This window comes from Actinopolymorpha sp. B11F2 (assembly GCF_040195635.1).
In the GTDB taxonomy this organism is placed as follows: Bacteria; Actinomycetota; Actinomycetes; order Propionibacteriales; family Actinopolymorphaceae; genus Thermasporomyces.
Genome location: NZ_JBEFTX010000003.1, coordinates 378,188 through 400,864 on the forward strand (window position 1 = coordinate 378,188; position 22,677 = coordinate 400,864).

The 22,677-nt window shown below is 68.3% G+C and carries 19 protein-coding genes; 7 read left to right on the forward strand and 12 right to left on the reverse strand.

Annotated features, from left to right (window positions below):
* Positions 1 to 4 precede the first annotated feature (4 nt).
* Positions 5 to 667, reverse strand: a complete 663-nt coding sequence (locus ABN034_RS08180; protein ID WP_349690382.1) for a response regulator — start codon at positions 665 to 667, stop codon at positions 5 to 7.
* Between the two features lie 249 nt (positions 668 to 916).
* Between ABN034_RS08180 and ABN034_RS08185 the strand changes: the two genes are divergently transcribed.
* Both ABN034_RS08185 and ABN034_RS08190 read left to right on the forward strand, forming a co-directional pair.
* The gene (locus tag ABN034_RS08185; RefSeq protein ID WP_349690383.1) at positions 917 to 1,864 is read left to right on the forward strand and encodes a phosphoribulokinase; all 948 of its coding nucleotides are present in this window, start codon (positions 917 to 919) and stop codon (positions 1,862 to 1,864) included.
* A 16-nt stretch (positions 1,865 to 1,880) separates the two neighbouring features.
* Complete coding sequence (locus ABN034_RS08190) at positions 1,881 to 3,515, forward strand: SDR family oxidoreductase (RefSeq protein ID WP_502878986.1); 1,635 nt, start codon at positions 1,881 to 1,883, stop codon at positions 3,513 to 3,515.
* Here ABN034_RS08190 and cbbX read toward each other — a convergent pair.
* Genes cbbX through ABN034_RS08205 form a run of 3 tightly spaced genes read right to left on the reverse strand, consistent with a single transcriptional unit; the run spans position 3,496 to position 6,442 of the window.
* Positions 3,496 to 4,497: a CbbX protein gene (cbbX, locus tag ABN034_RS08195; protein ID WP_349690385.1), complete on the reverse strand. Its 1,002-nt coding sequence runs from the start codon at positions 4,495 to 4,497 to the stop codon at positions 3,496 to 3,498. The genes ABN034_RS08190 and cbbX overlap by 20 nt on opposite strands.
* On the reverse strand, positions 4,497 to 4,982 hold the full coding sequence (locus ABN034_RS08200; RefSeq protein ID WP_349690386.1) for a ribulose bisphosphate carboxylase small subunit: 486 nt from the start codon (positions 4,980 to 4,982) through the stop codon (positions 4,497 to 4,499). Before ABN034_RS08200 ends, cbbX begins: the two co-directional genes overlap by 1 nt.
* 14 nt (positions 4,983 to 4,996) lie before the next feature.
* Positions 4,997 to 6,442 (reverse strand): form I ribulose bisphosphate carboxylase large subunit, encoded by a 1,446-nt coding sequence (locus ABN034_RS08205; RefSeq protein ID WP_349330245.1) that lies wholly within the window; start codon positions 6,440 to 6,442, stop codon positions 4,997 to 4,999.
* Between the two features lie 17 nt (positions 6,443 to 6,459).
* On the opposite strand from ABN034_RS08205, the gene ABN034_RS08210 reads away from it, so the two are divergent.
* On the forward strand, positions 6,460 to 6,657 hold the full coding sequence (locus ABN034_RS08210; RefSeq protein ID WP_349690387.1) for a hypothetical protein: 198 nt from the start codon (positions 6,460 to 6,462) through the stop codon (positions 6,655 to 6,657).
* A 44-nt stretch (positions 6,658 to 6,701) separates the two neighbouring features.
* Here ABN034_RS08210 and ABN034_RS08215 read toward each other — a convergent pair whose 3' ends face one another.
* The 5 genes from ABN034_RS08215 to ABN034_RS08235 all read right to left on the reverse strand — a co-directional run bounded on the left by ABN034_RS08215 (position 6,702) and on the right by ABN034_RS08235 (position 15,224).
* Complete coding sequence (locus ABN034_RS08215) at positions 6,702 to 7,388, reverse strand: putative endonuclease domain-containing protein (protein WP_349690388.1); 687 nt, start codon at positions 7,386 to 7,388, stop codon at positions 6,702 to 6,704.
* A gap of 264 nt (positions 7,389 to 7,652) precedes the next feature.
* On the reverse strand, positions 7,653 to 8,837 hold the full coding sequence (locus tag ABN034_RS08220; protein WP_349690389.1) for a mandelate racemase/muconate lactonizing enzyme family protein: 1,185 nt from the start codon (positions 8,835 to 8,837) through the stop codon (positions 7,653 to 7,655).
* 3 nt (positions 8,838 to 8,840) lie between these two features.
* The gene (locus ABN034_RS08225) at positions 8,841 to 10,928 is read right to left on the reverse strand and encodes an alpha-galactosidase (RefSeq protein ID WP_349690390.1); all 2,088 of its coding nucleotides are present in this window, start codon (positions 10,926 to 10,928) and stop codon (positions 8,841 to 8,843) included.
* A gap of 169 nt (positions 10,929 to 11,097) precedes the next feature.
* A complete protein-coding gene (locus tag ABN034_RS08230; protein WP_349690391.1) occupies positions 11,098 to 13,980 on the reverse strand; it encodes an FAD-binding and (Fe-S)-binding domain-containing protein in 2,883 nt (960 codons plus the stop codon).
* Between the two features lie 83 nt (positions 13,981 to 14,063).
* The gene (locus ABN034_RS08235) at positions 14,064 to 15,224 is read right to left on the reverse strand and encodes a pyridoxal-phosphate-dependent aminotransferase family protein (RefSeq protein WP_349690392.1); all 1,161 of its coding nucleotides are present in this window, start codon (positions 15,222 to 15,224) and stop codon (positions 14,064 to 14,066) included.
* 140 nt (positions 15,225 to 15,364) lie between these two features.
* On the opposite strand from ABN034_RS08235, the gene ABN034_RS08240 reads away from it, so the two are divergent.
* Both ABN034_RS08240 and ABN034_RS08245 read left to right on the forward strand, forming a co-directional pair.
* Positions 15,365 to 16,735 (forward strand): SLC13 family permease, encoded by a 1,371-nt coding sequence (locus tag ABN034_RS08240; RefSeq protein WP_349690393.1) that lies wholly within the window; start codon positions 15,365 to 15,367, stop codon positions 16,733 to 16,735.
* A gap of 36 nt (positions 16,736 to 16,771) precedes the next feature.
* Entirely contained in the window at positions 16,772 to 17,542 is a 771-nt protein-coding gene (locus tag ABN034_RS08245; protein WP_349690394.1) for a class I SAM-dependent methyltransferase, read from the forward strand.
* A 29-nt stretch (positions 17,543 to 17,571) separates the two neighbouring features.
* Here ABN034_RS08245 and ABN034_RS08250 read toward each other — a convergent pair whose 3' ends face one another.
* The 3 genes from ABN034_RS08250 to ABN034_RS08260 are packed head-to-tail and all read right to left on the reverse strand — an operon-like array spanning position 17,572 to position 18,933.
* A complete protein-coding gene (locus tag ABN034_RS08250; RefSeq protein WP_349690395.1) occupies positions 17,572 to 18,039 on the reverse strand; it encodes a CBS domain-containing protein in 468 nt (155 codons plus the stop codon).
* A 35-nt stretch (positions 18,040 to 18,074) separates the two neighbouring features.
* Positions 18,075 to 18,494, reverse strand: a complete 420-nt coding sequence (locus tag ABN034_RS08255; protein WP_349690396.1) for a CBS domain-containing protein — start codon at positions 18,492 to 18,494, stop codon at positions 18,075 to 18,077.
* 16 nt (positions 18,495 to 18,510) lie between these two features.
* The gene (locus ABN034_RS08260; RefSeq protein ID WP_349690397.1) at positions 18,511 to 18,933 is read right to left on the reverse strand and encodes an Hsp20/alpha crystallin family protein; all 423 of its coding nucleotides are present in this window, start codon (positions 18,931 to 18,933) and stop codon (positions 18,511 to 18,513) included.
* Between the two features lie 434 nt (positions 18,934 to 19,367).
* Here ABN034_RS08260 and ABN034_RS08265 point away from each other — a divergent pair, with 434 nt between their 5' ends.
* Positions 19,368 to 21,632: an FdhF/YdeP family oxidoreductase gene (locus ABN034_RS08265; RefSeq protein WP_349690398.1), complete on the forward strand. Its 2,265-nt coding sequence runs from the start codon at positions 19,368 to 19,370 to the stop codon at positions 21,630 to 21,632.
* Positions 21,619 to 22,572, forward strand: coding sequence for a helix-turn-helix transcriptional regulator (locus ABN034_RS08270; RefSeq protein WP_349690399.1), 954 nt, complete (start codon positions 21,619 to 21,621; stop codon positions 22,570 to 22,572). The genes ABN034_RS08265 and ABN034_RS08270 overlap by 14 nt, the downstream gene beginning before the upstream one ends.
* Positions 22,573 to 22,677 lie beyond the last annotated feature (105 nt).

Sequence of the window (22,677 nt, forward strand, 5' to 3'; positions counted from 1 at the left end):
GCAGTCACTGAAAGATCCCCTCGCGGAGCGCGACCGCCACGGCACCAGCACGGTCGTTCACGTCGAGCTTGCGGAAGATCCCGCGGACGTGACTCTTGACGGTTTCCTCACCGACGACAAGCTTGCCTGCGATGGCCCGGTTGGAGAGTCCGGCGACAACCAGGGCGAGAACTTCGCTTTCGCGTTGGGTGAGGCTCAGATGGGCGCCCGGCCAGAATTCGCCGGCCTGTAAACGGGCCGCCGCGGCGACCGCTCTGCCGGCCATGCTCGGATCAACGACGGTTTCGCCGTCCGCGGCACGTTCGAGCTGCCTGACGAGTTCCTCCCGGTCGATGGACTTCAACAGATAACCCGCCGCACCTGCCCGGAGTGCCTGGAAAAGATACTGCTCGTCGTCGTACGCACTGAGCAGGACCACGCGCCGTCTCGGGTCGGATTCGACCAGGCGTCGACACAGATCGAGTCCGCTGGCCGACCCGCGCAGGCGTACGTCGGACACCACGACGTCAGGGTCCAGCGCGGCGACCAACGGCTCCGCGTCGTCGGCAGTCACCGACTGCGCGACGATGCGTACCCGCCCACGAAACCGGGCGAGAAGGGCTTTCAACCCTTCGAGGACCATTTCATGGTCGTCAACCATGACAAGCCGAAGCGGCTGGTTGCCCATGAGATGAGCGTATGAGCGTGGCTGCGAGCCCGAATGGAAAACGAGTGACACGGGACTACCGAGGACCCCTACCCCGTGGGCACCCTCGCGCGGGGGATCCGGTCCCATCCGGCCTGGCCTATGGTCGAGTGCAAGCCGTGGCGGCGCAGGCCTGTGGCCGAGGGACGAAATGTCCTTAACGCCCGCGTAGGAACCTACATTCGGTGGTGTCGGCCGCCGTCCGTCATGGCTCACGGGGGAGGAGACGACATGCCGCACAAGCTGATTCGGATGCAGCGTGGGCGTCACCAGGCGGGCCCGGGACGACCTACGATGCTGGCCATCGCCGGCGACAGTGCGGCGGGAAAGACCACGCTCAGCAAGGGACTCGCGAACCCGTTGGGTCCCGAACGCGTCACCCGGATCTGTGTCGACGACTATCACCGGTACGACCGGCAGGAACGCAAGAACCTGCCTTTCACGGCGTTGCATCCCGAATGCAACTATGTCGAGATCATGGAGCAGCACCTGCAGCTCCTCGCGACCGGGCAGCCGATCCTCAAACCGGTGTACGACCATGACACCGGCAAGCTGGCCAGGCCTGAGCTCGTCGAGCCGCGGGAGTTCGTCATCGTCGAAGGCCTGCTGCCGTTGCACTCGAGGCTGACCAGGGCGTGTTTCGACATCACCGTCTATCTCGACCCGCCGGAGGACATCCGTCGGCAGTGGAAGATCAAGCGGGACACGCAGAAACGCGGCTACGGCGTCGAACAGGTGCACGCGGAGTTGGAACGCCGTGAGCCGGAGTCCGCTGCCTTCATCCGCCCACAGCGCGCCGTCGCTGATCTCGTCGCCCGGTTCGCGCCCGTGGCGGGCAGGTACGACCCACCGGGAACACCGTTGTCGGCCGAGCTGATGTTGCGCCCGACGATCCGGCATCCGGATCTGCGCCGGATCCTTGCCGAGAGCGACCAGCGTGCGCTTCATCTCAGCCTGGCAAGGGATGAGGACGGGCTGCCGGTCGACGCGCTGCACGTGCACGGCTATGTGCCGCGTGAGGAGAGCCGGGTTGTCCAGAAGGCGATCTGGTCGCGGCTCGGTCTGGAAGGCGGCGAGCCGGTGGAGATGTTGGGCGACCTCGGTAACGGTGACCGCAGTGAGGCCCTCGCCATCACCCAGCTGGTGTTGCTCTACCACCTCCTGACGGCGGCCCGGTAGAGACGCGGGACGAGTCATGGCCCCCGCCACCTCGGCCCAGTCCACGCCTGCCCAGTCCACGTCTGCGCAGTCCACGTCTGCGCAGTCCACGTCTGCGCAGTCCACGTCTGCGCAGTCCACGTCTGCGCAGTCCACGTCTGCCCAGTCCACGTCTCCCACCCGTGCGACGACCCTCGTCACCGGAGTGACCGGCTACGTGGGCGGACGACTCGTGACGGAGCTGGTGGACCGAGGCACGCAGGTGCGCGTCCTCACCAGGTCCACCGACCGGATCCGCGAACGCCCATGGTTCGGCGACGTCGAAATCATCGAGGGTGACGCCAACGACCCCGACACTCTGGCCCGCGCCCTCACCGGTGTCGACACCGCGTACTACCTCATCCATGCGATGGGGAAGGGACGCCGGTTCGTACGACAGGACCGCAGGACGGCGACCCGCTTCGCCCGCGCGGCCGAGCAGGCGCACGTCGGGCGGATCGTGTACCTGGGCGGGATCATTCCCACGGGAGCGGCGAAGCTGTCCCCGCATCTGCGTTCGCGGGAGGAGGTCGGGCAGATCTTCCTCGAGTCCGGCGTGCCGACGGTTGCCCTTCGGGCCGCGGTGATCATCGGCTCGGGTTCGACGTCGTTCGAGATGCTGCGGTACCTCACCGAACGCCTGCCCGTCATGACCACGCCTCGGTGGGTACGCAGCCGGATCCAGCCGATCGCGATCCGAGACGTGTTGTGGTACCTCGCGGAGTGTTCCCGGCTGCCGCCCGAGACCAACCGAACGTTCGACATCGGCGGTCCGGAAATCCTCACGTACGAAGAGATGATGGCCAGATTCGCGGCGATCGAGGGCCTTCGGCGTCGGTGGATCGTGCCGCTGCCGGTGCTGTCGCCGAAGTTGTCGAGCTACTGGGTCGGGTTGGTGACGCCCGTACCGAAAGGGATCGCGAAACCGCTGGTCGCGTCACTGCGGTACGAGGTGGTCTGTCACGACGACGACATCGCCGATCACCTCGGCGAACCACCGGGCGGCCGCCTCGGCTTCGACGCGGCCGCATCCCTTGCCCTGGAACGGACTCGCGGGCTCGCGGTGGCACTCGGATGGTCGTCAGCCGCGGACGCGGCCGTCGCCACACCGAGCGATCCACTCCCGACCGACCCGGCGTGGTCCGGTGGCAGTCTCTACGTCGAGCAGCACAGCCGGCCGGTCAAGGCGTCCCGGGATGTGCTGTGGTCGACCATCGAGGGAATGGGCGGCGACCGTGGTTGGCACCACACGACGGTCGCGTGGCAACTGCGTGGCCTCGTGGACCGGCTGGTCGGTGGAACCGGCGCGCGTCGCGGCCGACGGGACCCAGATCGGCTGCGGGTGGGTGATCCGGTGGACTGGTGGCGGGTCGAGGTTCGCGAGCCGGATCGGCTGTTGCGGTTGCATGCCGAGATGCGCCTGCCCGGCAACGCCTGGCTGGAACTGCAGATCGACGACGACGGAACCTCACGGCGCCTGGTGGAGCGGTCGGTCTTCGTCCCGCGCGGCTTGGCCGGGCACGCGTACTGGTGGCTCCTCAAGCCGTTCCACGGACTCGTCTACGAGACCATGTTGCGCGATGTCGTGCGTACGGCCGAGTCTGCGGGCGCGGCTAGCCCGGCTGGTCGGTGAAGACGCGGCTGGCGAGGAAGTCGTCGGGTTCGAACCGCATCAGATCGTCCTTGTGGTACGTACGTCCGGTCGCGGCGACGAGTCGGTTGGCCTGCCGGAGCCGGGCGCGTTCGAGGGCGTTGCGGACGCTGCGGGCGTTCGCGAAACGGGGCTGGCGCATCCGGCGCTGGAGGTAGTCGCGGAAGACCGCCTCGGCGGCGTCGGAGAGCCGGTAGTGCTCCTTCGCCAACATGAGCTGCGCGATGGCCACCAGCTCGTCGAGGTCGTAGTCGGCGAAGTCGAGGTGATGGGCGATCCGCGAGCTCATACCGGGGTTGGAGCCGAAGAACGAATCCATCCGGTCCTTGTAGCCGGCGAGGATCACCACGAGATCATCGCGATGGGACTCCATGACCTGCAGGAGGATCTCGATCGCCTCCTGGCCGTAGTCGCGTTCGTTCTCGGCGCGGTACAGGTAGTAGGCCTCGTCGATGAACAGCACGCCGCCCATGGCGCGTTTGATGACCTCCTTGGTCTTGGGCGCCGTGTGACCGACGTACTGACCGACGAGATCGTCGCGGGTGACGGCGACGAGGTGGCCGCGTTGGATGCTGCCGAGCCGGTGCAGGAGTTCGGCCATCCGGAGGGCGACCGTGGTCTTCCCGGTGCCCGGACTGCCTGTGAACGACATGTGCAGACTGGGCTGCGACGCGCTCAGGTCGAAACGCTGGCGGACCCGGTCGACCAGCAGCAGCGCGGCGATCTCGCGGATTCGGGTCTTCACCGGCGCCAGGCCGACAAGCTCCTGGTCGAGGGTGTCGAGGATCTCGTCGATGCCCGAGGCCTGACGTTCGGCGGCGAGGTCCACCTTCGCGTCGGCGGGAAGTCGCGGCGGCGAACTCGCCTCCGGGTCGTCTGCGGCGCCGGGCCTTCGCGGCGCACCCGACCTGCCGCCGGTCGGCATGCCGAAGCTGGGGCGCTCCTGCGCGTCGCCGGCGGTCATCAGCCGGGAGCCGCGGGCGGGTGCCCGTCGTGACCGTCGTGACCGTCGTGACCGTTTCCTGTCGTGGAGACGTAGCGGTCGCCGGGAGGACGGTCTGCCGCGTACGGATGAAGGGTGTAACGGATCCTGCGGTCAACAGTCTCTTGACGCTCGACCCGGAAGCCTGGTTCGTGACTGGGGCGGTTGACGATGAACGACAGCGCGGTGGTCTGCCGGTGCGGCCGGGAGTCGTAGGCGTTGACCCGGATGTAGCGCTGAGGGTAGGCCTTGCGACAGGCGTTGACCTCATACAGCACGCCGGCCGCGTCGTTCAGGTCGAACATCGGCAGGCCCCACATGTCCCAGTAGTTGTTGCGGGGGTGCGGATCGTCGGTGAACTCCACCGAGAGCGCCCAGTCATGGTCGAGTGCGTACTGGATCTGCTTGGAGATCTCCTCGTCGGTGAGGTCGGGCAGATAGGAGAACGTGCCTTGGGTGATCCGCATGGACTGGCCTTCCCTCACACCGACGTGGGCGTCTCGACGACATCGGGCGTGTCGGTCGACTCGTAGGTGAAGCTGATGTCGCCCCAGGTCGTCAACGCGACGTCGAGCTCATGGCTGCGCTTCGCGGCGTCCCGCAGGATGTCCTCGCCTTCGGCGAGATAGTCGCGGCCTTCGTTACGGGCCTTGATCATCGCCTCGAGGGCGACGCGGTTGGCGGCGGCGCCGGCCGCGATGCCCATCGGGTGGCCGATCGTGCCACCACCGAACTGGAGTACGACGTCCTCGCCGAGGTGGTGCAACAGTTGGTGCATCTGGCCGGCATGGATGCCGCCCGACGCGACCGGCATGACGCCGGGCATCGAGGCCCAGTCCTGTTCGAAATAGAGGCCTTTGACCGGATCGGGCTCGACGTGGTTGAGCCGCAACGTGTCGTAGAACCCCGCGACGGAGTTCGGGTCGCCCTCCAGCTTGCCGACGACCGTACCGGCGTGGATGTGGTCGACACCGGCCAAGCGCATCCACTTGGCGATGACGCGGAAGCTCACCCCATGCGTCTTCTGCCGCGTGTAGGTCGAGTGGCCCGCCCGGTGCAGGTGGAGGATCATGCCGTTGCGGCGGGCCCACTTCGCCATCGACTGGATCGCGGTGTAGCCGATGGTGAGGTCGATCATCACGATGACGCTGCCGAGCTCCTTGGCGAACTCGGCGCGTTCGTACATGTCCTCCATGGTCGCGGCCGTGACGTTGAGATAGTGACCCTTGATCTCCCCGGTCTCGGCCTGCGCGCGGTTGACCGCCTCCATGCAGAACAGGTAGCGGTCCCGCCACCGCATGAACGGCTGGGAGTTGATGTTCTCGTCGTCCTTGGTGAAGTCCAGCCCACCGCGCAGCGCCTCGAAGACCACCCGGCCGTAGTTGCGGGCCGAAAGCCCCAGCTTCGGCTTGACCGTGGCGCCGAGGAGCGGGCGTCCGTACTTGTTGAGGTACTCGCGTTCCATGACAATGCCGTGGGCGGGCCCCTGGAACGTCTTTGTGTAATGCGGCGGAATGCGCATGTCCTCCAGCCGCAACGCCTTCAGGGCCTTGAAACCGAAGACGTTGCCGATGATCGAGGACGTGAGGTTCGCGATCGAACCCTCCTCGAAGAGGTCGAGATCATAGGCCACGTAGGCGATGTACTCGCCCTCCTTGCCCGGGACCGGCTCGACCTTGTAACACTTGGCCTGGTAGCGGTCGTACGCCGTGAGCCGGTCGGTCCAGACCACAGTCCACGTCGCTGTCGACGACTCGCCGGCGACCGCCGCGCCGGCCTCCTCGGGCGGGACGCCAGGCTGGGGACAGATGCGGAACGCCGCCAGGATGTCGGACGGTTCCGGCACGTAATCGGGTTGCCAGTAACCCATTTCGGCGTACGGAATCACTCCGGCGCCCCAGCGCTGCATGGTGTCGTCCGACGTCATAGGTGCTCCTCGAAGACGTGGGGCGTGCTCATGCATGCGTACCCGGACAGTCGATCAACTATGCGCCAGAAGTAGTCGACGTGATTGTCGTCGATCACGCGGACAAGGGTGTCGACGATTTCGAGCAGTCGAAGCTGGTTGGGCCCGTCGCCGTCGACGTCACCGAAGTCGCGCTCGTCCCGGGCGTTGGTGCGTCAGACGCTATGGGTGTCTGACGCTGCGGGTGTCGGACGCTGCGGGTGTCGGACGCTGCGGGGTGTCAGGCGCTGAGTGTGTCGAACCATGGTGGGAAGTGCTGCTCCCAGCGCGGGTCGAGTGTGGCCGGAAGTTGTGGATGGCCCCGAGCCGCGAGGCTGTCGTGGATGCGGTGGAGCGTGTGCAACGGCGTCCGGAAGACATCCTCGGCGGTGAGGACGATGACGTGCCAGCCCATCTCGCGAAGCAGGTCGCGCGTGCTGATGTCCTGTCGCCACTTGCGCCGGCGCCGGTAGTGGAGCTCTCCGTCGTACTCGATCGCGATCCGCTGTGCGCGGTACAGCAGATCGGCCGTGGCGACCCACTGGCCGTACTCATCGAGGATCTCGCCGCCCGGTTGGGGACAGGGCAGCGCGGCGAGCACGACCAGCAGGCGTACGCGGGTCTCCATCGGCGAGTCGACCCGCGGGCGCACGAGAGCCGCCGACTTCCTCGCGAGCACCACCCCACGGCTGCCGACGACCGCGGAGGCAGCCTCACGGAGGCGCTCGGTCGTCGTGAAGTGTCGCCGCACCATCGCGTCGCCGAGAACCGTCAGATCGACAAGGGAAAGCTTGCCCGCGAGGTCGAGGAAGGTCCGCGCCGGTGTCGTCACCGCGAACCCCGCAAACGACCGCGCGGTGACCGACAGGGACCGATGCGTGACGATGCCAGGGACTCGCCGCCGCTGCAGCTCCTGGGGGAGGGTCACATGGATCGCCGGCTCGTCCGGGACCGGTAGGTCGCCTAGTTGTGCGGCGGTGTGGTGACTGAAGACAGCCGCGTCAGGGAGCGACCACCGACAACCCCCGGACCGGCGGCCAACCGTCCGAATCGGCGGTTCATGATCAAGAGGCGGAAACCTGGCAATTTCGGGCCGGTTTTCCCCGTTTCCTGCCTCTTGATCATGAACGTGGGTCGGCCGCGGGCCCTGCGACGCCGGCTGCGGGCCCTGCCACGTCGCCTGACGAACCGGCTACAACTCCGGCGTCTGGTAAAGCGTCCTGCCGCCGACGCGGATCTCGGCCTCGACGAGGTACTGGCGTACGGCATCGGGCTGCACGCTCACCCCGAGTCCCGGCGCTGCCGGCACGACGATCTCGCCGTTCGCATCGGGGAGCAGGTGATCGGCCGTCAGAGCCATCGCCAACGCGGACGCCTCCACCGGGTACTCACACAACGACGCGTCCCTCACCCCCGCGAAGGGTTGCAGCGAGGCCGACAGTGCCAGGTGCGACGTGAAGGTGTGGTTGACGAACTGCACCCCTCGTTCGGCGGCGTACGCAGCCACCCGCGCGGCCGGCCCGATCCCGCCGATCCGGCCGGTGTCGACCTGGACGTACCCGATCCCCGCATGGTCGACCAGATGAATCGCCTGGTGCGGGTCATGGGCACCTTCGCCAGCGGCGAGCGGCACCCCCGGCCTCATCGCCGCCAGTTGGCGGTACGCACCGAACGCACCGGAGACGAACGGCTCCTCAAGCCAGCCGACCCGCGCGTCCGCGAGTGCGGGGAGTCGCAGCGCCGCCGCGTCGACGTCCTCGCCGAACACCGTGCCCGCGTCGACGAGCAGGCTCCGATCGGGTCCCAGGCCGTCTCGGGCAGCGTGGATGTGGGCGGCGTCATCCTCGACCGACCCGCGACCGTATGTCCCCCATCCGAACTTCGCGGCCCGGAATCCCTGCCCAGCAACGGAAAGTGCCTTCGCGTGCGTCTCCTCGGGGGTGTCCCCGAACAACGCCGAGGCGTACGCACGTTTCGGCAACGCCCGCCCGGCACCAAGCAACTCGTATACCGGAGCGGCGAGCCGCCGACCGAGCAGGTCCCACATCGCGATCTCGATACCCGACAGCGTGTGGTCGGCCTGCAGCAGGTCGAGGCTGTTGGCCTTGACCAGCTGGGAGATACGAGAAATGTCGGCCACGTCGCGCAGTGGCTGCCCCAGCACCGAGGCAAGGACAGGTTGACAGGCGCTGTGCGACATGGGCGCGACCAGCCCAGCGATCGAGACCAGTGGCGACGCCTCGCACTCGCCCCAACCGGTGTGGTCGCCGGCGCGCACGCGGACCAGCAGCATGTCCTGGCTACCGTCGCCGATCGCGCGGATCTCCGGCATGGCGAGATAGAAGAAGTCGACCGACTCGATCGTCGGCGTACCCACCGCTCAACGCCTCCTGATCTCGACGAGTTCCGAACCTTCCACCGGCAGGGCGAACTCGAGCCCGACCGCCATCAGGTCCTCGCCGGTTCGCACGTCGTGGCGGTCGGCGTCGTGCCAGTGCACGTCGTACGCCTGAACCGGGTCGAGCGCGTGCAACCGGACCGCCCGCGACGGTTCACCCGACCCCGACAACCGGAACGCCAGGACCAGGTGGGCGGAGTCGTCCGGCATGGCGTACTGCACCGCCGCCCACCGCTCGCCCTCCCCGAACCGCCGCGGCGATGCGGTCAGCCGGTGCAGGTCGGCGGTGTGCACGTAAGGCCGGACGAGATCCTGGTAGGTCCGCACCGACGCGCGGAGCCGTTCGCGCACCCAGTCCGGCAGGTCGACCAGGCCGATCGAGAGGCCGGTGCCACCGAGCATCGCTATCCGCCGGTAGTAGTCGAGCTGGTGCGGTGCGAGCGCCGGATCCCGCGGGTCGAACGTCTGGTGGCGGTGGTCGCCGTACCACTCGGAGAACCCCCAGTGCAGCAACTGGTTCGGGGCCACCATGAGCGAGGCGCCCCACAGCAGTTGCAGGCCGTGCTCGGGCCAGTCGGGGTCGCTGAGGAAGGTCAGGTGCGTACGCCGGAGGATGCCGAGATCGATCCGCAGCCCGCCGGATGAACAGTTCTCCAGGACGAGATCGGGGTGGTCGGCGCGTACGACGTCCAGCAGGCGGTAGTAGCCGGTGTAGTGCGCGAAGAGTCCGTCGCCCGCGCCGTGGCCATGGTCGGTGCGGTTGCAGCCGAGGCCGGGGTCGAGGTTGAAGTCGAGCTTGATCCAGTCGGCGCCATGCACGCGGACCAGCCGGTCGAGCGTCTCGTGCGCCCAGTCCCACGCGGCCGGATTGCCCAGGCAGGCGTAGCCGAGCGGTTCGCCGTCGCGGAGCGCGGGGAGGTCGGCCCGCCGCGTGGCGACGGCGGCCTTCGGCCCGAGTGCCTCGATCTCGCACCACAACCCGAAACTCATGCCGCGTTTGTGCACGTGGTCGGCGAGCGAGCGCAGGCCCGACGGGAAGCGCACGGTGTTGACCCGGTCCCAGTCGCCGCGGACGTCGGTCCACTGGGAGGTCGCCTCCGCCGGTCCGAACCACCCGGCGTCGAGCGTGCACACCTCGGCACCGAGCTCGGCGGCGGCGTCGGCGTTGGCGGTGAAGACGGCCTCGTCGATGCTGTGATCTTCATACGTCCACCAGTGGTTCCACTCGACCGGCAGCCGGTCGGCGAGTGCGGAGCGCGGCATCCAGTGCGCCCGCGCGGCTCGGGCCAGCGCGATGGAGGCGGTGTCGAGATCGCCGCCGTAGCCCAGTGCGAGGACGACAGGGGGCGCGGTGACCGTCAGGCCCGCGTCCAGAGCCGTCGCGAACCCGGTGTCGTGCAACCCACCGGTGAGGACGAAGCTCGCCGGGTCCTCTGCCTGCTCGAAGCGGACGACCCAGTTCCCGGACCACGCGACTCCGCCACACAGCACGGCGCCGTCGACCGCGCGGACCAGCCCGAACCACGGATGCTGGTCGGCTGAGGAGCGCCCGCGCAGCGTGCCGAGCGTGCGGGAATCGGCGAGTTTCTCCCGTACGCCGTCGAACTCCAGTCCCCATCCGCTCGTGTGCGACAGAAGGTCGAGATCGCTGCCGGCCAGGGCGAGTCCCAGCGAGTCGATCCGTTCCACGGTGACGGGCTGCGCACCACAGTTGGTGACGCTCGTCCAGGTCTCCACGACGGGAAGGTCGGGGTAGCGCCGGACGTGCCAGTCGATCGCCAGGTCAGGGCTTCCGCCCGCGGCCCACCGGCAGGAGATCCGCTCGTCGACCACCCCGCCAGCGGCGGGTGTCACCTCAGGTTCCCCGACCTCGAGGCCGGGCGCGTCTCCGGTGATCGTCACGCCGTCCGCGATGACGGTGAAGACCGGCCCGCGGCCCTCGACCGTCCACGACTGCTGCCCGTCGAGCGCGAGTCGCTGCGTAAGCAGACCGTGTGTGGCCGTGGACAGTGCGTACGTCATCGACCGGGCCGGCCCGCGGCAACCTTCGGTCGTCCTGGTGCTGGACATGGCGGCCTCCCTCCGGGCCCTGCATGGTAGTCCCCGGCGCCGGCCTCAGGCGTGCTTGCCGGAACCCGATGTTCTCCATCAGGGCAGGGTTGTGGGGACTGGCGGTCGCCGGTCTCGTCGCGGTCGACAACCCGGTTCGGTGCGGTGGGTGAAACGTGCATGTTGCCGGCTACTGGACGGCCGCACGGACGAGCTCGAGCGGGTGCCATGCCGCGCGGTCGGTGCCGTGCCTGATCTGTTGCCGGCACGACACGCCGGTTGCCGCGACAACGGTCTGGTCGGGCTCGGCCTCGATCGCGGGAAAGAGCCGGTCGCTGCCGACCGTCATCGACAGGTCGTAGTGCTCGGACTCGAACCCGAAGGACCCCGCCATCCCGCAGCAGCCGGCGTCCAGCTCGACCACCTCGACGCCGGGAACTCGCCGCAGCAGGGCGATCGTCACCGTCGTACCCACCTCGGCCTTCTGGTGGCAGTGGCCGTGGTAGAGGATCCGCCGGCCGGCGAGCCACGAGTCGCCGAGCCGCAGTGCACCGGAGTCGATCGCTTCGACCAGCAGCTCCTCGACCTGGCGCACCCGGCCGGCGACGTCGGCCACGTGAGGGTCGTCGGGGAGGAGTTTGCGGTGTTCGTCGCGCAGCGTCAGAATGCAGGACGGTTCGCACCCGACAATCGGGGCGCCGGGTGCGCTGGTGGTCGCGAGCTGTTCCGCCAGGGCGCCGGCCTTCCGCTTCGCGTCGTCGAGCATGCCCTTGGAGTAGCTGGCCCGGCCGCAGCAGCCCTTGTCTTCCAGCCGGACGACGAAACCCGCGTGCTCGAGCAGCTCGACCGCGGCCCGTCCGATCGCCGGCTCGGTGTAGGTGGTGAACGAGTCGGCGAGCAGCGTCACCTCGCCCCGTCCGGTGTCAACCGGTCCTTGCCTGGCGTGCCGGCGGAACCAACGGACCAGGGATGGCCGGTCGTACGACGGAAGTGGGCGCCGGGCCGTGATACCGAGCGTGCGCTCCAGCAGGCGACGCAACGGGCGGATCCGGCTCACCAGGTTGGACACCGGCGCGGTCGCCGAGCCCAGCCGGTTGAGCGTCCGGACCGCACCGAAGATCCGCGAACGCAGGGGGACGCCGTGCAGGTCGTGGTGGTGGGCGACTGCCTCGGCCTTCAACGCGGCCATGTCGACGCCGAGCGGGCATTCGCTCTTGCAGGCCTTGCACATGAGGCACAGGTCGAGGATCTCGTGCAGGCGTTCGTCGCCGAGCGCCTGCACGGGGTCGGGTTCGGAGAGCGCCGTGACGAGCGCGTTGGCCCGGCCGCGGGTCGCGTGCTCCTCCTCCCGGGTCGCGACGTAGGACGGGCACATCGTCCCGGCGTCGGTCTTGCGGCACAGGCCGATGTTCATGCACCGGTCGGCCGCGTCCCGCATCCCGCCGCCCACCACGTCGAACGTCAAGCGGGTCTTGACGGTCGGTGCCGAGGGCAACGCGGCGTCGCGCAGGTGCTCGGTCATCGCCGGTGCGTCGACGATCTTTCCCGGGTTCATCCGGTTGTCCGGATCGAAGAGCCCTTTGACCGTACGCATCGCGGCATACAGCTCGTCGCCGTAGAGCTCGCGGTTGAACTCACTGCGCGCAAGACCGTCGCCGTGCTCGCTGGAGTTGACGCCGCCGTACTCGCGCACGAGGTCCTTCACCTCCTCCGCGACCGCGCGCATCGCCTCGACCTGCTCGGGGAGGCGTACGTCGACGAACGGCCGGATGTGCAGGCACCCCACCGAACAGTGCCCGTAGAAGCCGGCTGTCAAGCCGTGCTTGCCAAGGATCTCCGCGAACCGTTTCGTGTAGGCAGCGAGGTGTTCCGGCGCCACGGCCGTGTCCTCGACGAACGCCAGCGGACGTCGGGTGCCGCTGCCTGCGGCCATCAGCAGGCCGAGGCTGGACTTGCGGACCTTGAGCAGCGCGCCCTGCTGGGCAGGGGTTTCCGCACGCAGTGTGTGGTAGCCGTGGCCGTGCCTCGACCACAGCGCGGTGAGCCGGTCGAGCTTGCCGAGCAACTCCTCCTCGTCATCACCCGTGAACGACACGAAGAGCAGCGCCGCCGGATCACCGACCAGAATCGTGCCGAGATCCGCGTACTCGATCCGCGCCCGCGACAGGTCGAGGATCGTGCGGTCCATCAGCTCGACAGCCGACGGGTCACACGCCATCGCGTCCTCGGTCGCCTCGACGGCGGCGATGGTCGATGCGAAGTGGCCGACGGCGATGACCGTGCGGCGTGGTTTCGGCACGAGGTCGACCACCGCCTCGGTCGCGATGACGAGGGTGCCTTCCGACCCGACGACGAACTTCGCCAGATCGAACGCCGGCGGCGTCGAAGCGAGGCCGGCCGCCAGCCGGTCCAGCCGGTAACCACCCGCGCGTCGCCAGTACGCCGGGAAGTCGCGCGCGATCGCGGACTCATGCGCGGACAGCAACGGCGGCAGCTCTCGACAGAGGCTGCCCTCGAGCGTGTCAAGGCGTGCTTGACGGGCACGGCCAGCCTCGTCCAACGGGGCGAAGTGCGCGCTCGAGGCATCGGAGAGCACGACGGACAACTCGCGGACGTGGTCGATCGTCATGCCGTAGCGCACGGAACCGCTGCCGGCCGAGTTGTTGCCGATCATCCCGCCCAGCGTTGCGCGGTTGCTGGTCGACGTGTCGGGCCCGAACATCAAGCCATGCGCGGCGGCGGCCCGGTTCAGCTGGTCCTGCACGACGCCCGGCTGCACGCGGGCGACGCGGGCCTCGGCGTCCAGCCTGACGATGCGGGTCATGTGCCGGGACAGGTCCAGCACCAGCCCCGGCCCCACTGTCTGCCCCGCCAGGCTCGTGCCGGCACCGCGCGGGAGCACCGGCACGTCGTAGGTCCGCGCCACCGCGACCGCAGCGGCCACGTCGCCCGCGTGCCGCGGGAAGACGACGCACAGCGGGGTGATGGCGTACATGCTCGCGTCGCGGGAGTAGAGCGCCCTCGTGTAGTCGTCGTCGCGCACCTCGCCGTCCAGGTCGCGCCGGAGCCGCACGGCGAGCTCACGTGGCAGGTCCGCTGCCAGGTTTGGCGCCAGGTTTCGGCCCGAGTCTCCGGCCGGCCCTCGGGCGGCGGCCGTCATGGCTGTTGCAGCCGGGTGAGGGCGGCGTTGATGCCGGACGGATCGATCGATACGCCCGCCGCAACCAGCCCCATCTGCACGCCCGCAAGGGTTCCGGCGAGCATGAGGTCGTTGAAGTGGCCGAGGTGCCCGATCCGGAACACCTGGCCGGCAAGCCTTCCGAGGCCGGCGCCGAGCGACATGTCGTAGCGGTCGAGGATGACCGACCGGATCTTGTCGGCGTCGTGGTCCTGCGGCACGAGGACCGCGGTGAGTGCGCCGGAGTGCTCGCGTTCGTCCGCGCACAGCACGTCGAGACCCCAGGCCCGCACGGCCGCTCGCGTCGCCGAGGCGTGCCGCTGGTGTCGTGCGTACACCTCGGGAAGCCCTTCCTCGGCAAGCATCCGCAGCGCCTCGCGCAGCCCGTAGAGGAGATGGGTGGCGGGCGTGTAGGAGAAGAAGCCGCGCCGGTTGGCTTCGAGGATGGGCCGCCAGTTCCAGTACGACCTGGCCAACCCGGCGTCGGCCGAGGCCGCGAGTGCCTTCTCGCTCACCGCGTTGAAGCCCAGGCCCGGCGGCAGCATGAGGCCCTTCTGCGAACCGGCGATCGTGACGTCGACGCCCCACGCGTCGTGGTGGTACTCGATCGACCCGAGCGAGGAGATGGTGTCGACGAGCAGCAGGGCGGGATGTCGTGCCGCGTCGATCGCCTGCCGGATCTCTGCGACCCGGCTGGTCACGCCCGTCGACGTCTCGTTGTGGACGACGAGGACGGCCTTGATCTCGTGGCCGGTGTCGGCTGACAGCTTCTCGGCCACGATCGCCGGGTCGACACCGTGCCGCCAGTCGCCGGGTACGAAGTCGACGGAGAGGCCGAGGTCGCGTGCCATGTCCTTCCACAGCGTCGCGAAGTGACCGGTCTCGAAACCCAGCACGGTGTCGCCCGGGCTCAGCGTGTTGACGAGTGCGGCCTCCCAGGCGCCGGTCCCGGAAGACGGGAAGATGACGACCGGCTGCGTCGTACCGAAGACCGGGCCGAGGCTGGACAGCACCTCCGTACCCAACGCGGCGAACTCAGGGCCGCGGTGGTCGATGGTCGGGGCCGACATGGCCCGCAGCACCCGCTCCGGTGTGTTCGTGGGACCCGGGATCTGCAGGAAGTGGCGACCGGTCGGCATCGTGAGGGTCCTCCCTTGACGGTCGATATGAGATAGAACATACTCCCCGCAACGGAAGTCGAATTTCGCATTCTGGACAAGCACGCTCGCCGCCGCGAGCTACCCCCGACTGCTCGCGACTGCCGATCCGAGAGGTTCACATGTCTGTCGAACTCATCTCGATCCTCATCCTCGCCGTCATCTTCGTGATCGCGACCGTCCGGCCGATCAACCTCGGCGCCCTCGCCATCGTCGCCGCGTTCTTCCTCGGCATCGTCGTGCTCGACGGCGCCGACCTCGAGGAAAAGACCGACGCGGTGTTCGCCGGATTCCCCGGCGACCTGTTCGTGATCCTCGTCGGCGTCACGTTCCTCTTCGCCATCGCGAAGGGCAACGGCACCGTGGACTGGATGATCCAGGCGTCCATCCGCGCGGTCGGTGGCCGCGTGGGGCTGATCCCATGGGTGATGTTCGGGATCACGGCGTGCCTCACCGCGATCGGCGCCGTCGTACCGGCGTCCGTCGCGATCATCGCGCCCATCGGGATGGGGTTCGCCGTCCGCTACAGGATCAACCCGATCCTGATGGGCCTGCTCATCATCAACGGCGCGAGCGCGGGCGGGTTCTCTCCCATCAGCATCTTCGGCGGCATCACGAACGGCGTGGTCGACAAGGCGGGTCTGCCGGGCAACCCCACGCTGCTCTTCCTCGCGTCGTTCTTCTTCAACCTCGCGATCAGCGTGTTCGTGTTCTTCTTCTGGGGCGGTCGTGAGCTGCTCGGCCGGCGCGTCGACCCCAGCGCCACCGAGGCTGACGCGCCCGCCGAGGCGGGTGCAGGTGGCCACACGGCGCCTGCGGCCCAGCCGGGCACAACGGCGACCCTCACCTCAGGACGTACGCAGCAGACACACGAAGTGCCGGCGGACATCGGGCTCGACCGGGACCGCGCCCTCACGCTGGTCGGCCTCGCCATCCTCGCCATCGGCGCGTTGTTCTTCAGCCTCGACGTCGGCATGCTCGCCATCACCGTCGCCGCGATCCTCACGCTCCTATCGCCCGACTCCGCGAGGAACGCCGTCAGCCAGGTCGCGTGGCCGACCGTCCTGTTGGTGTGCGGAATCGTGTTGTACGTCAGCCTTCTCGAGACGATCGGCACCATCACGTGGCTCGGCGAGGAGGTGGCGACGATCGGCGCTCCGTTGCTGGCCGCGCTGATCATCTGCCTCATCGGCGGTGCGGTGTCGGCCTTCGCGTCGACGACCGGCATCCTCGGTGCGCTGATCCCGCTGGCCGTGCCGTTCCTCACCGGCGACAGCTCCATCGGGGCGGTCGGCCTGATCACCGCGCTGGCAATCTCGTCGTCCGTCGTCGACTCGAGTCCGTTCTCGACCAGCGGCGCTCTGACGGTCGCGAACACACCGGAGGAGCACCGGGACTACGTCTACAAGCGCCTGATGCGCTGGGGTTTCAGCATGGTGATCGTCGTGCCGCTCACGACGTGGCTCATCTTCGTCGTGCCCGGCTGGCTCTGATCCGGTTCCGGGTATCCGGTCGAATAGGGTCTCGGCATGGACGACCACACCCGGCGGGTGCAGCAGGAGTTCGCCCGACAGGCGTCGACTTTCGAAGACGCAGGTCTGAACACGGCGTTCACGTCCCGACTGCGTGAACTGGTGGAGTTCGCGGCCCCGGAGGCGGCCGACATCTGTGTCGACGTCGCGTGTGGGACCGGGCTGGTGGCCAGGGCGCTGGCACCGGTGGTCCGGCAGGTGAGCGCGGTCGACGTCACCCCGGAGATGCTGGTCACCGGCAAGCGGAAGGCCGATGCCGAAGGGCTGTCCCACATCGTGTTCCAGGACGGCGACGCGATGGCGCTGCCGTTCGTCGACGCGTCGTTCACCTTGGTGGTCACGCGATTCTCGCTACACCAGGTCGCTGCGCCCGCGCTGCTGGTCGCCGAACTGGCGCGGGTCTGCCGCCCCGCACCGGACGGCCGGGTGATGGTCGCGGACATGGTCCGGCGCCCGGACGTCCCCGGCGACCCGGACCGGATCGAGCGGCTCCGCGACCCCTCCCACGGCACGATGCTCACCGTTGACGCGATCGCCGGGCTGTTGGCCGCACACGGTCGAAAGGTCAACAGGAGCGAGGTTTTCGACGTCCGCCGGCCGCTGTGGCAGTGGGTGGAGCAGGCCGGCACGCCGCACGTCGCGGTGGCGCGGATCGAGGAGGAGTTCGCCGCCGAACTCGCGGGCGGGCCGGCGACCGGCATGCGCCCGGTGCTCGTCGACGGCGCGTTGTGGTTCACCCAAACCTGGGCACACATCCTCGCGGCATAGGACCGTCCGGTCGGTCGAGTGGCCCCAGCTCATTGCTCGGAGTCGGCGGGCTCCTGTGCCAGGACGGACAGCAGGTCGTCCGTGGTGAGGATTCCGACGATCTGATCCCCGTCATTGACGACGACGGCGTCGCCACACCGGTGGAACATCTCCGCCGCCGCCTCGCTCACGGTCCGGTCGACCGACACCGCCGGCGCGGGCTTGCGGGCGACGTCGCCCGCTGCAGGTGGCCGGCCGTGCAGCGACCAGGCAGCCAGCCGCCACACGACGTCGGTCTCGTGCAGCAGACCGATGCAGCGTCCCTTGTCCATCACCGGGAGATGGTGGACGCCGGCGCCGACCATCAACTGCAGGGCCGCGTCGACCTCCGTCGACGCGACGACTGCCAGGACGCGCGAGGTCATCACGTCCCGAACGCGTCGCCGGCCGAGAAGGTCGTTGGTTGCGCCGGTGAGGGTCTCACCCTCACGCGGTCCGGGCATGGCGGCGTCGGTCATGGTTCCTCCTGGTGGACGGCGCCACGATCGCGCCGCTACGCGTCGGCGCAGATGGTCTCGACGAAGTGACCGACCCTGTCCTCTGGAAGATTCCGCCCCAGGTCCGCCTCGGCGATTATCCCGACCAGCCGGCGGTTCTCCAGGACGGGCACCCGGCGGACCCGGTGTTCCTCCATGAGGTGGAGCACCTGATCGACGTCGCTTTCGGCGTCGATCGTGTGCGGAGTGCCCTGCGCGAGTTCGCCCGCGGTCATGTCGGCCGGGTTGCCACCGGTGGCGACACACTTCAGCACGATGTCGCGATCGGTGAGAATTCCTTTCAGTCGATCGTCGTCACCGCAGATCGGGAGAGCGCCGACGTCGAGGTCACGCATGCGGCGCGCCGCGTTGTCCAACGTCTCGTGCTCCCCGACACATTCGACGCCGACGTGCATGATGTCGCGTGCCTTTGTCATGAGGACCCCCTTCGGATCACCCTCTGCTGATCGGGATGTGTCTTGCCGGCGCTTGCTCTTCGCCGTCTCTCACGCCCACGCGGACCTCGAGAATCCCGTCGTCATACGTCGCCCGCACGTCTTCCTCGTCAGCTCCACGGGGAAGTTGGACGGAGCGTTGGAACGTGCCGTAGCGGAACTCCGAGCGGTTCACGTCCTTTTTCACCTCGCGACGTTCGACCCGCATGGTCAGGGTGCCGTTCGCCACCGAGATGTCGACGTCCTTCGTGGGATCGATACCAGGCAACTCCGCCCGCAGTACGTACTGTCCCTCGTCGCTGTAGTCCTCCACGCGAATGGCCTGCCGACCGGTGAACTGCCTGAGAAATGGCTTCGGGAGAAGCTCCTCCTCGACCCGCGAGAACAGTCCACTCCCACGTGTCGATCCATGTTTCGACAACGATGTCACTGTGACCGCCTCTCCTCCTGGCTTGGCGCACAAGGCATCTGGGCACCATCCGGCACCACCTCGCCTCTTCAGGGCATCGCATGGGACGGATCAAGTGAAGAGGCGAGCGGGGGGATTTGTGGGGGACCTTCGCCCGCTTGGCTGGCTTGTGGGCACGGGTATCTCCGAACGCCACCACGATGCAGACGAATCCCCACCTACGAGATCGGGCCGAGGCACAACAGACCCGCTCATGGGGCAAATGTCGCTCATGCGTGACCTCACCCGATTGACCGGACCGGCCACACCACGGCGTTCGTCATCGTGGCCAGGCTGCTGGGCGCCGGGCTGAAGGCGTTCTCGCGAAGATCCCCGGGCCGGTTCGCGTCCTGAGGCCAGCTACCCTCGGAGGGCGATGTTCCCGCCGCCAGGCCCGAGGAGTGCCGATGCGTAGGCGCGAGAAGTGGATCGATCCCGCCAACTGGGCCAGCCTGAAGCCGTTGGGCATCGGTGAAGGGCGGCCCAACAACTACCGGGAGATCACCAAGGCGATCGGGGACAACCGCGACCAGCTGGGCTATGCGTGGCGCATCCTGCGTGAGGGCACCTGTGACGGCTGTGCCCTCGGCACCAAGGGGATCCGTGACTGGACGATGCGCGAGGTCCATCTGTGCAACGTCCGGCTCCGGCTGCTCCGGCTCAACACCATGCCGGCGTTCGACGCGGCCACCGTCGCCGACGCCGGTGCGCTGGCCGGGATGAGGAGCGCCCGGCTGCGCGAGCTCGGCAGGATTCCGTTCCCGCTGATCCGCCGTCCGGGGGACCCCGGGTTCAGCCGGATCTCCTGGGACGAAGCGCTCGACCTCGCGGCCGGCAAGCTCCGCGACACCAGCCCGGACAGGTTCGGCGCCTACCTGACGAGCCGCGGGACGCCGAACGAGAACTACTTCGCCGCCCAGAAGGCGATCCGGGCGCTCGGCGGCAACTCCATCGACAATGCGGCCCGGATCTGCCACTCGCCGAGCACGTTCGGCCTCAAGGAGGCGCTCGGTGTCGCGGCCACCACGTGTTCGTACTCCGACTGGATCGGCAGTGATCTGATCGTCTTCGTCGGATCCAATGTCGCGAACAACCAGCCGGTCGCGATGAAATACCTCTACCACGCGAAGAAGGCCGGCACCCGGATCGTGTGCATCAATCCCTACCGTGAACCCGGCATGGAACGCTACTGGGTGCCGTCCAACATCGAGAGTGCGGTCTTCGGCACCAAGATCACCGACCGGTTCTTCGGTATCAACGTCGGCGGTGACATCGGCTTTCTCAACGGTGTCGCCAAGCACATGATCGACAACTCCTGGATCGACCGAAACTTCGTCGACCACCACACGACGGGCTACGCCGACCTGGTGGCGACGCTGGACGGCCAGTCCTGGGAGGACCTCGAAGCCACGGCGGGCACGTCACGTGCGGAGATGCGCGCGCTCGCGGAGATGCTGCACCATGCCAAGACGGCCGTCTTCGTGTGGAGCATGGGCGTCACCCAGCACGAACACGGCGAGGACAACGTACGCGCACTCATCAACCTCGGTCTGACGAAGGGTTTCGTCGGCCGGGACAAGTGTGGCCTGATGCCGATCCGGGGGCACTCCGGCGTCCAGGGTGGCGCCGAGATGGGTGCGTACTCCACGGTCCTGCCGGGCGGAGAGCCGATCACTGCTGAGGCGGCGGCGAAGTTCTCCGACCTGTGGGGTTTCGAAGTCCCGAGCAAGCCTGGGTTGACAGCGACGGACATGATCGACGCCGCCCACCGGCGCGAGTTGGACGTGCTGATCAGCTCCGGTGGCAACTTCCTCGAGGTGCTGCCCGACCCGGACTACTGTCACGAAGCGCTTGCGCGCATTCCGCTGCGGATCCACATCGACATCTGCCTGTCGAGCCAGATGCTGGTCGACCCGGCCGAGACCGTGCTGGTGCTGCCAGCGCAGACGAGGTACGAGATGGTCGGCGGAGTCACCGAGACGTCGACCGAACGACGCATCATCTTCTCCCCGGAGATCCGCGGTCCACGGATCGAGGAGGCGTGGCCGGAGTACCGCATCTTCGGCGAGTTGGCCGCGCGGACCCGTCCGGAGATCGCCGAGGCAGTCCGTTTCGACGGAACACCCGCCCTCCGGCGGCAGATCGCCGCCGCGGTCCCGCTCTACGCGGGGATAGAGAAGCTGAACGCCTTCGGCGACGCGGTCCAGTACGGCGGTCCGCACCTGTGCGCGGACTGGGAGTTCCCGACCGACGATGGTCGCGCACACTTCTCCACGGTCGGGTTGCCCGACCTGTCCCGGCCGGATGGCACGTTCGTCGTCGCCACTCGGCGTGGCAAGCAGTTCAACAGCATGGTCCAGGAACGCAGGGACGCCCTCACCGGCGCCGAGCGCGAGGCGGTCCTGATGAATCCCGATGACGCCGACCGGCTCGGACTTTCCGACGGCGATCCGATCGTGCTGCGCAGCGCCGCAGGAACCCTCTCCGGCCGGGTGCTCCGGGCGCCCATCGCTCCTGGCAACCTCCAGGTGCACTGGCCGGAAGGCGAGGTGCTGCTCGACCGGTCCCGACGGTCGCCGCAGGCGAGGATCCCGGACTACAACGCCGTGGTCAGAGTCGAGCAGGTCGAGCAGGTCGAGCAGGTCGAGCAAGTCGAGCATGGACACCGCTGAGCGACTCCTGCGGCTCCTGTCGTTGCTACAGGTTCGTCCGCACTGGCCCGGCGAGGAACTCGCCGCCAGGGTCGGGGTGACCACCCGCACGCTCCGCCGCGATGTCGCCCGGCTGCGCTCGCTCGGCTATCCGGTCGATGCCGACCCGGGCGTCGGTGGTGGCTACCGGCTGGGCGCCGGGGGACGGCTACCGCCACTGCTGCTCGACGACGACGAAGCGGTGGCGATCGTGGTGGGACTGCGCAGCACCACCACGACCACCATCTCCGGCGTCGACGAAGCAGCGGCGGCGGCACTGGCGAAACTCGAAGATGTCCTGCCGGTACGCCTGCGCGAACGGGTGAAGGCCTTGCAGGCAAGCACGATCCGGCTTCCTGGGCCGCAGGTTCCGATCGTCGACCCGGACGTCCTCAGCGTCGTGGCGACCGGGTGCCGTCGGGGCGAAGGTCTGCGGTTCACCTACTCCGACCATCAGGGCCGCGCGACGCAGCGCTCGGTGGAGCCGTACCGGATCGTGCACACCGGCCGCCGGTGGTACCTCGTCGCGCGTGACCGTGACCGTGACGCGTGGCGGACGTTCCGGATCGACCGGGTGGCCGGGCCGTCGCTCACCGGGCACCACTACACGTTCGACGATCCGCCTGATCCCGTTGCGCATGTTGCCGAGGGGACGGGGATCGCGCCGTACGACATCGAGGCCCGGATCCTGCTGCACTCCGACTACGACACGGCCGTGCGGTGCTTTCCGGCGAGCATCGGTGTCGTCGAACGCGGTGACGAGCAGACGTCCATCCTGCGGGTCGGGTCAGTCGAATGGGGGCCGCTCGTCGACTTCGTGTGCCGGATACCCGGCGACTTCGAGATCCTCGACCCACCTGAGCTCCGCGAGCGGGTCGCCGAGCGCGCGGCCCGGCTGATCCGTGCGTCGAAAAAGGAATAAGGGCGAGGACGGGAAGAACGTCGGGATTGCAATGCTCGTCCTGGTTGATGTGTCGGCAGGCCGAGTCCGGGGCGTTTTCTGTTACCAGGAAGGTTTATGTATAGC

Excerpts from the sequence above, each read along its gene's own strand:
- ABN034_RS08180 (WP_349690382.1), bottom strand. The coding sequence starts at position 667 with ATGGGCAACCAGCCGCTTCGGCTTGTCATGGTTGACGACCATGAAATG.
- ABN034_RS08185 (WP_349690383.1), top strand. The coding sequence starts at position 917 with ATGCCGCACAAGCTGATTCGGATGCAGCGTGGGCGTCACCAGGCGGGC.
- ABN034_RS08190 (WP_502878986.1), top strand. The coding sequence starts at position 1,881 with ATGGCCCCCGCCACCTCGGCCCAGTCCACGCCTGCCCAGTCCACGTCT.
- cbbX (WP_349690385.1), bottom strand. The coding sequence starts at position 4,497 with ATGACCGCCGGCGACGCGCAGGAGCGCCCCAGCTTCGGCATGCCGACC.
- ABN034_RS08200 (WP_349690386.1), bottom strand. The coding sequence starts at position 4,982 with ATGCGGATCACCCAAGGCACGTTCTCCTATCTGCCCGACCTCACCGAC.
- ABN034_RS08205 (WP_349330245.1), bottom strand. The coding sequence starts at position 6,442 with ATGACGTCGGACGACACCATGCAGCGCTGGGGCGCCGGAGTGATTCCG.
- ABN034_RS08225 (WP_349690390.1), bottom strand. The coding sequence starts at position 10,928 with ATGTCCAGCACCAGGACGACCGAAGGTTGCCGCGGGCCGGCCCGGTCG.
- ABN034_RS08235 (WP_349690392.1), bottom strand. The coding sequence starts at position 15,224 with ATGCCGACCGGTCGCCACTTCCTGCAGATCCCGGGTCCCACGAACACA.
- ABN034_RS08240 (WP_349690393.1), top strand. The coding sequence starts at position 15,365 with ATGTCTGTCGAACTCATCTCGATCCTCATCCTCGCCGTCATCTTCGTG.
- ABN034_RS08245 (WP_349690394.1), top strand. The coding sequence starts at position 16,772 with ATGGACGACCACACCCGGCGGGTGCAGCAGGAGTTCGCCCGACAGGCG.
- ABN034_RS08250 (WP_349690395.1), bottom strand. The coding sequence starts at position 18,039 with ATGACCGACGCCGCCATGCCCGGACCGCGTGAGGGTGAGACCCTCACC.
- ABN034_RS08255 (WP_349690396.1), bottom strand. The coding sequence starts at position 18,494 with ATGACAAAGGCACGCGACATCATGCACGTCGGCGTCGAATGTGTCGGG.
- ABN034_RS08265 (WP_349690398.1), top strand. The coding sequence starts at position 19,368 with ATGCGTAGGCGCGAGAAGTGGATCGATCCCGCCAACTGGGCCAGCCTG.
- ABN034_RS08270 (WP_349690399.1), top strand. The coding sequence starts at position 21,619 with ATGGACACCGCTGAGCGACTCCTGCGGCTCCTGTCGTTGCTACAGGTT.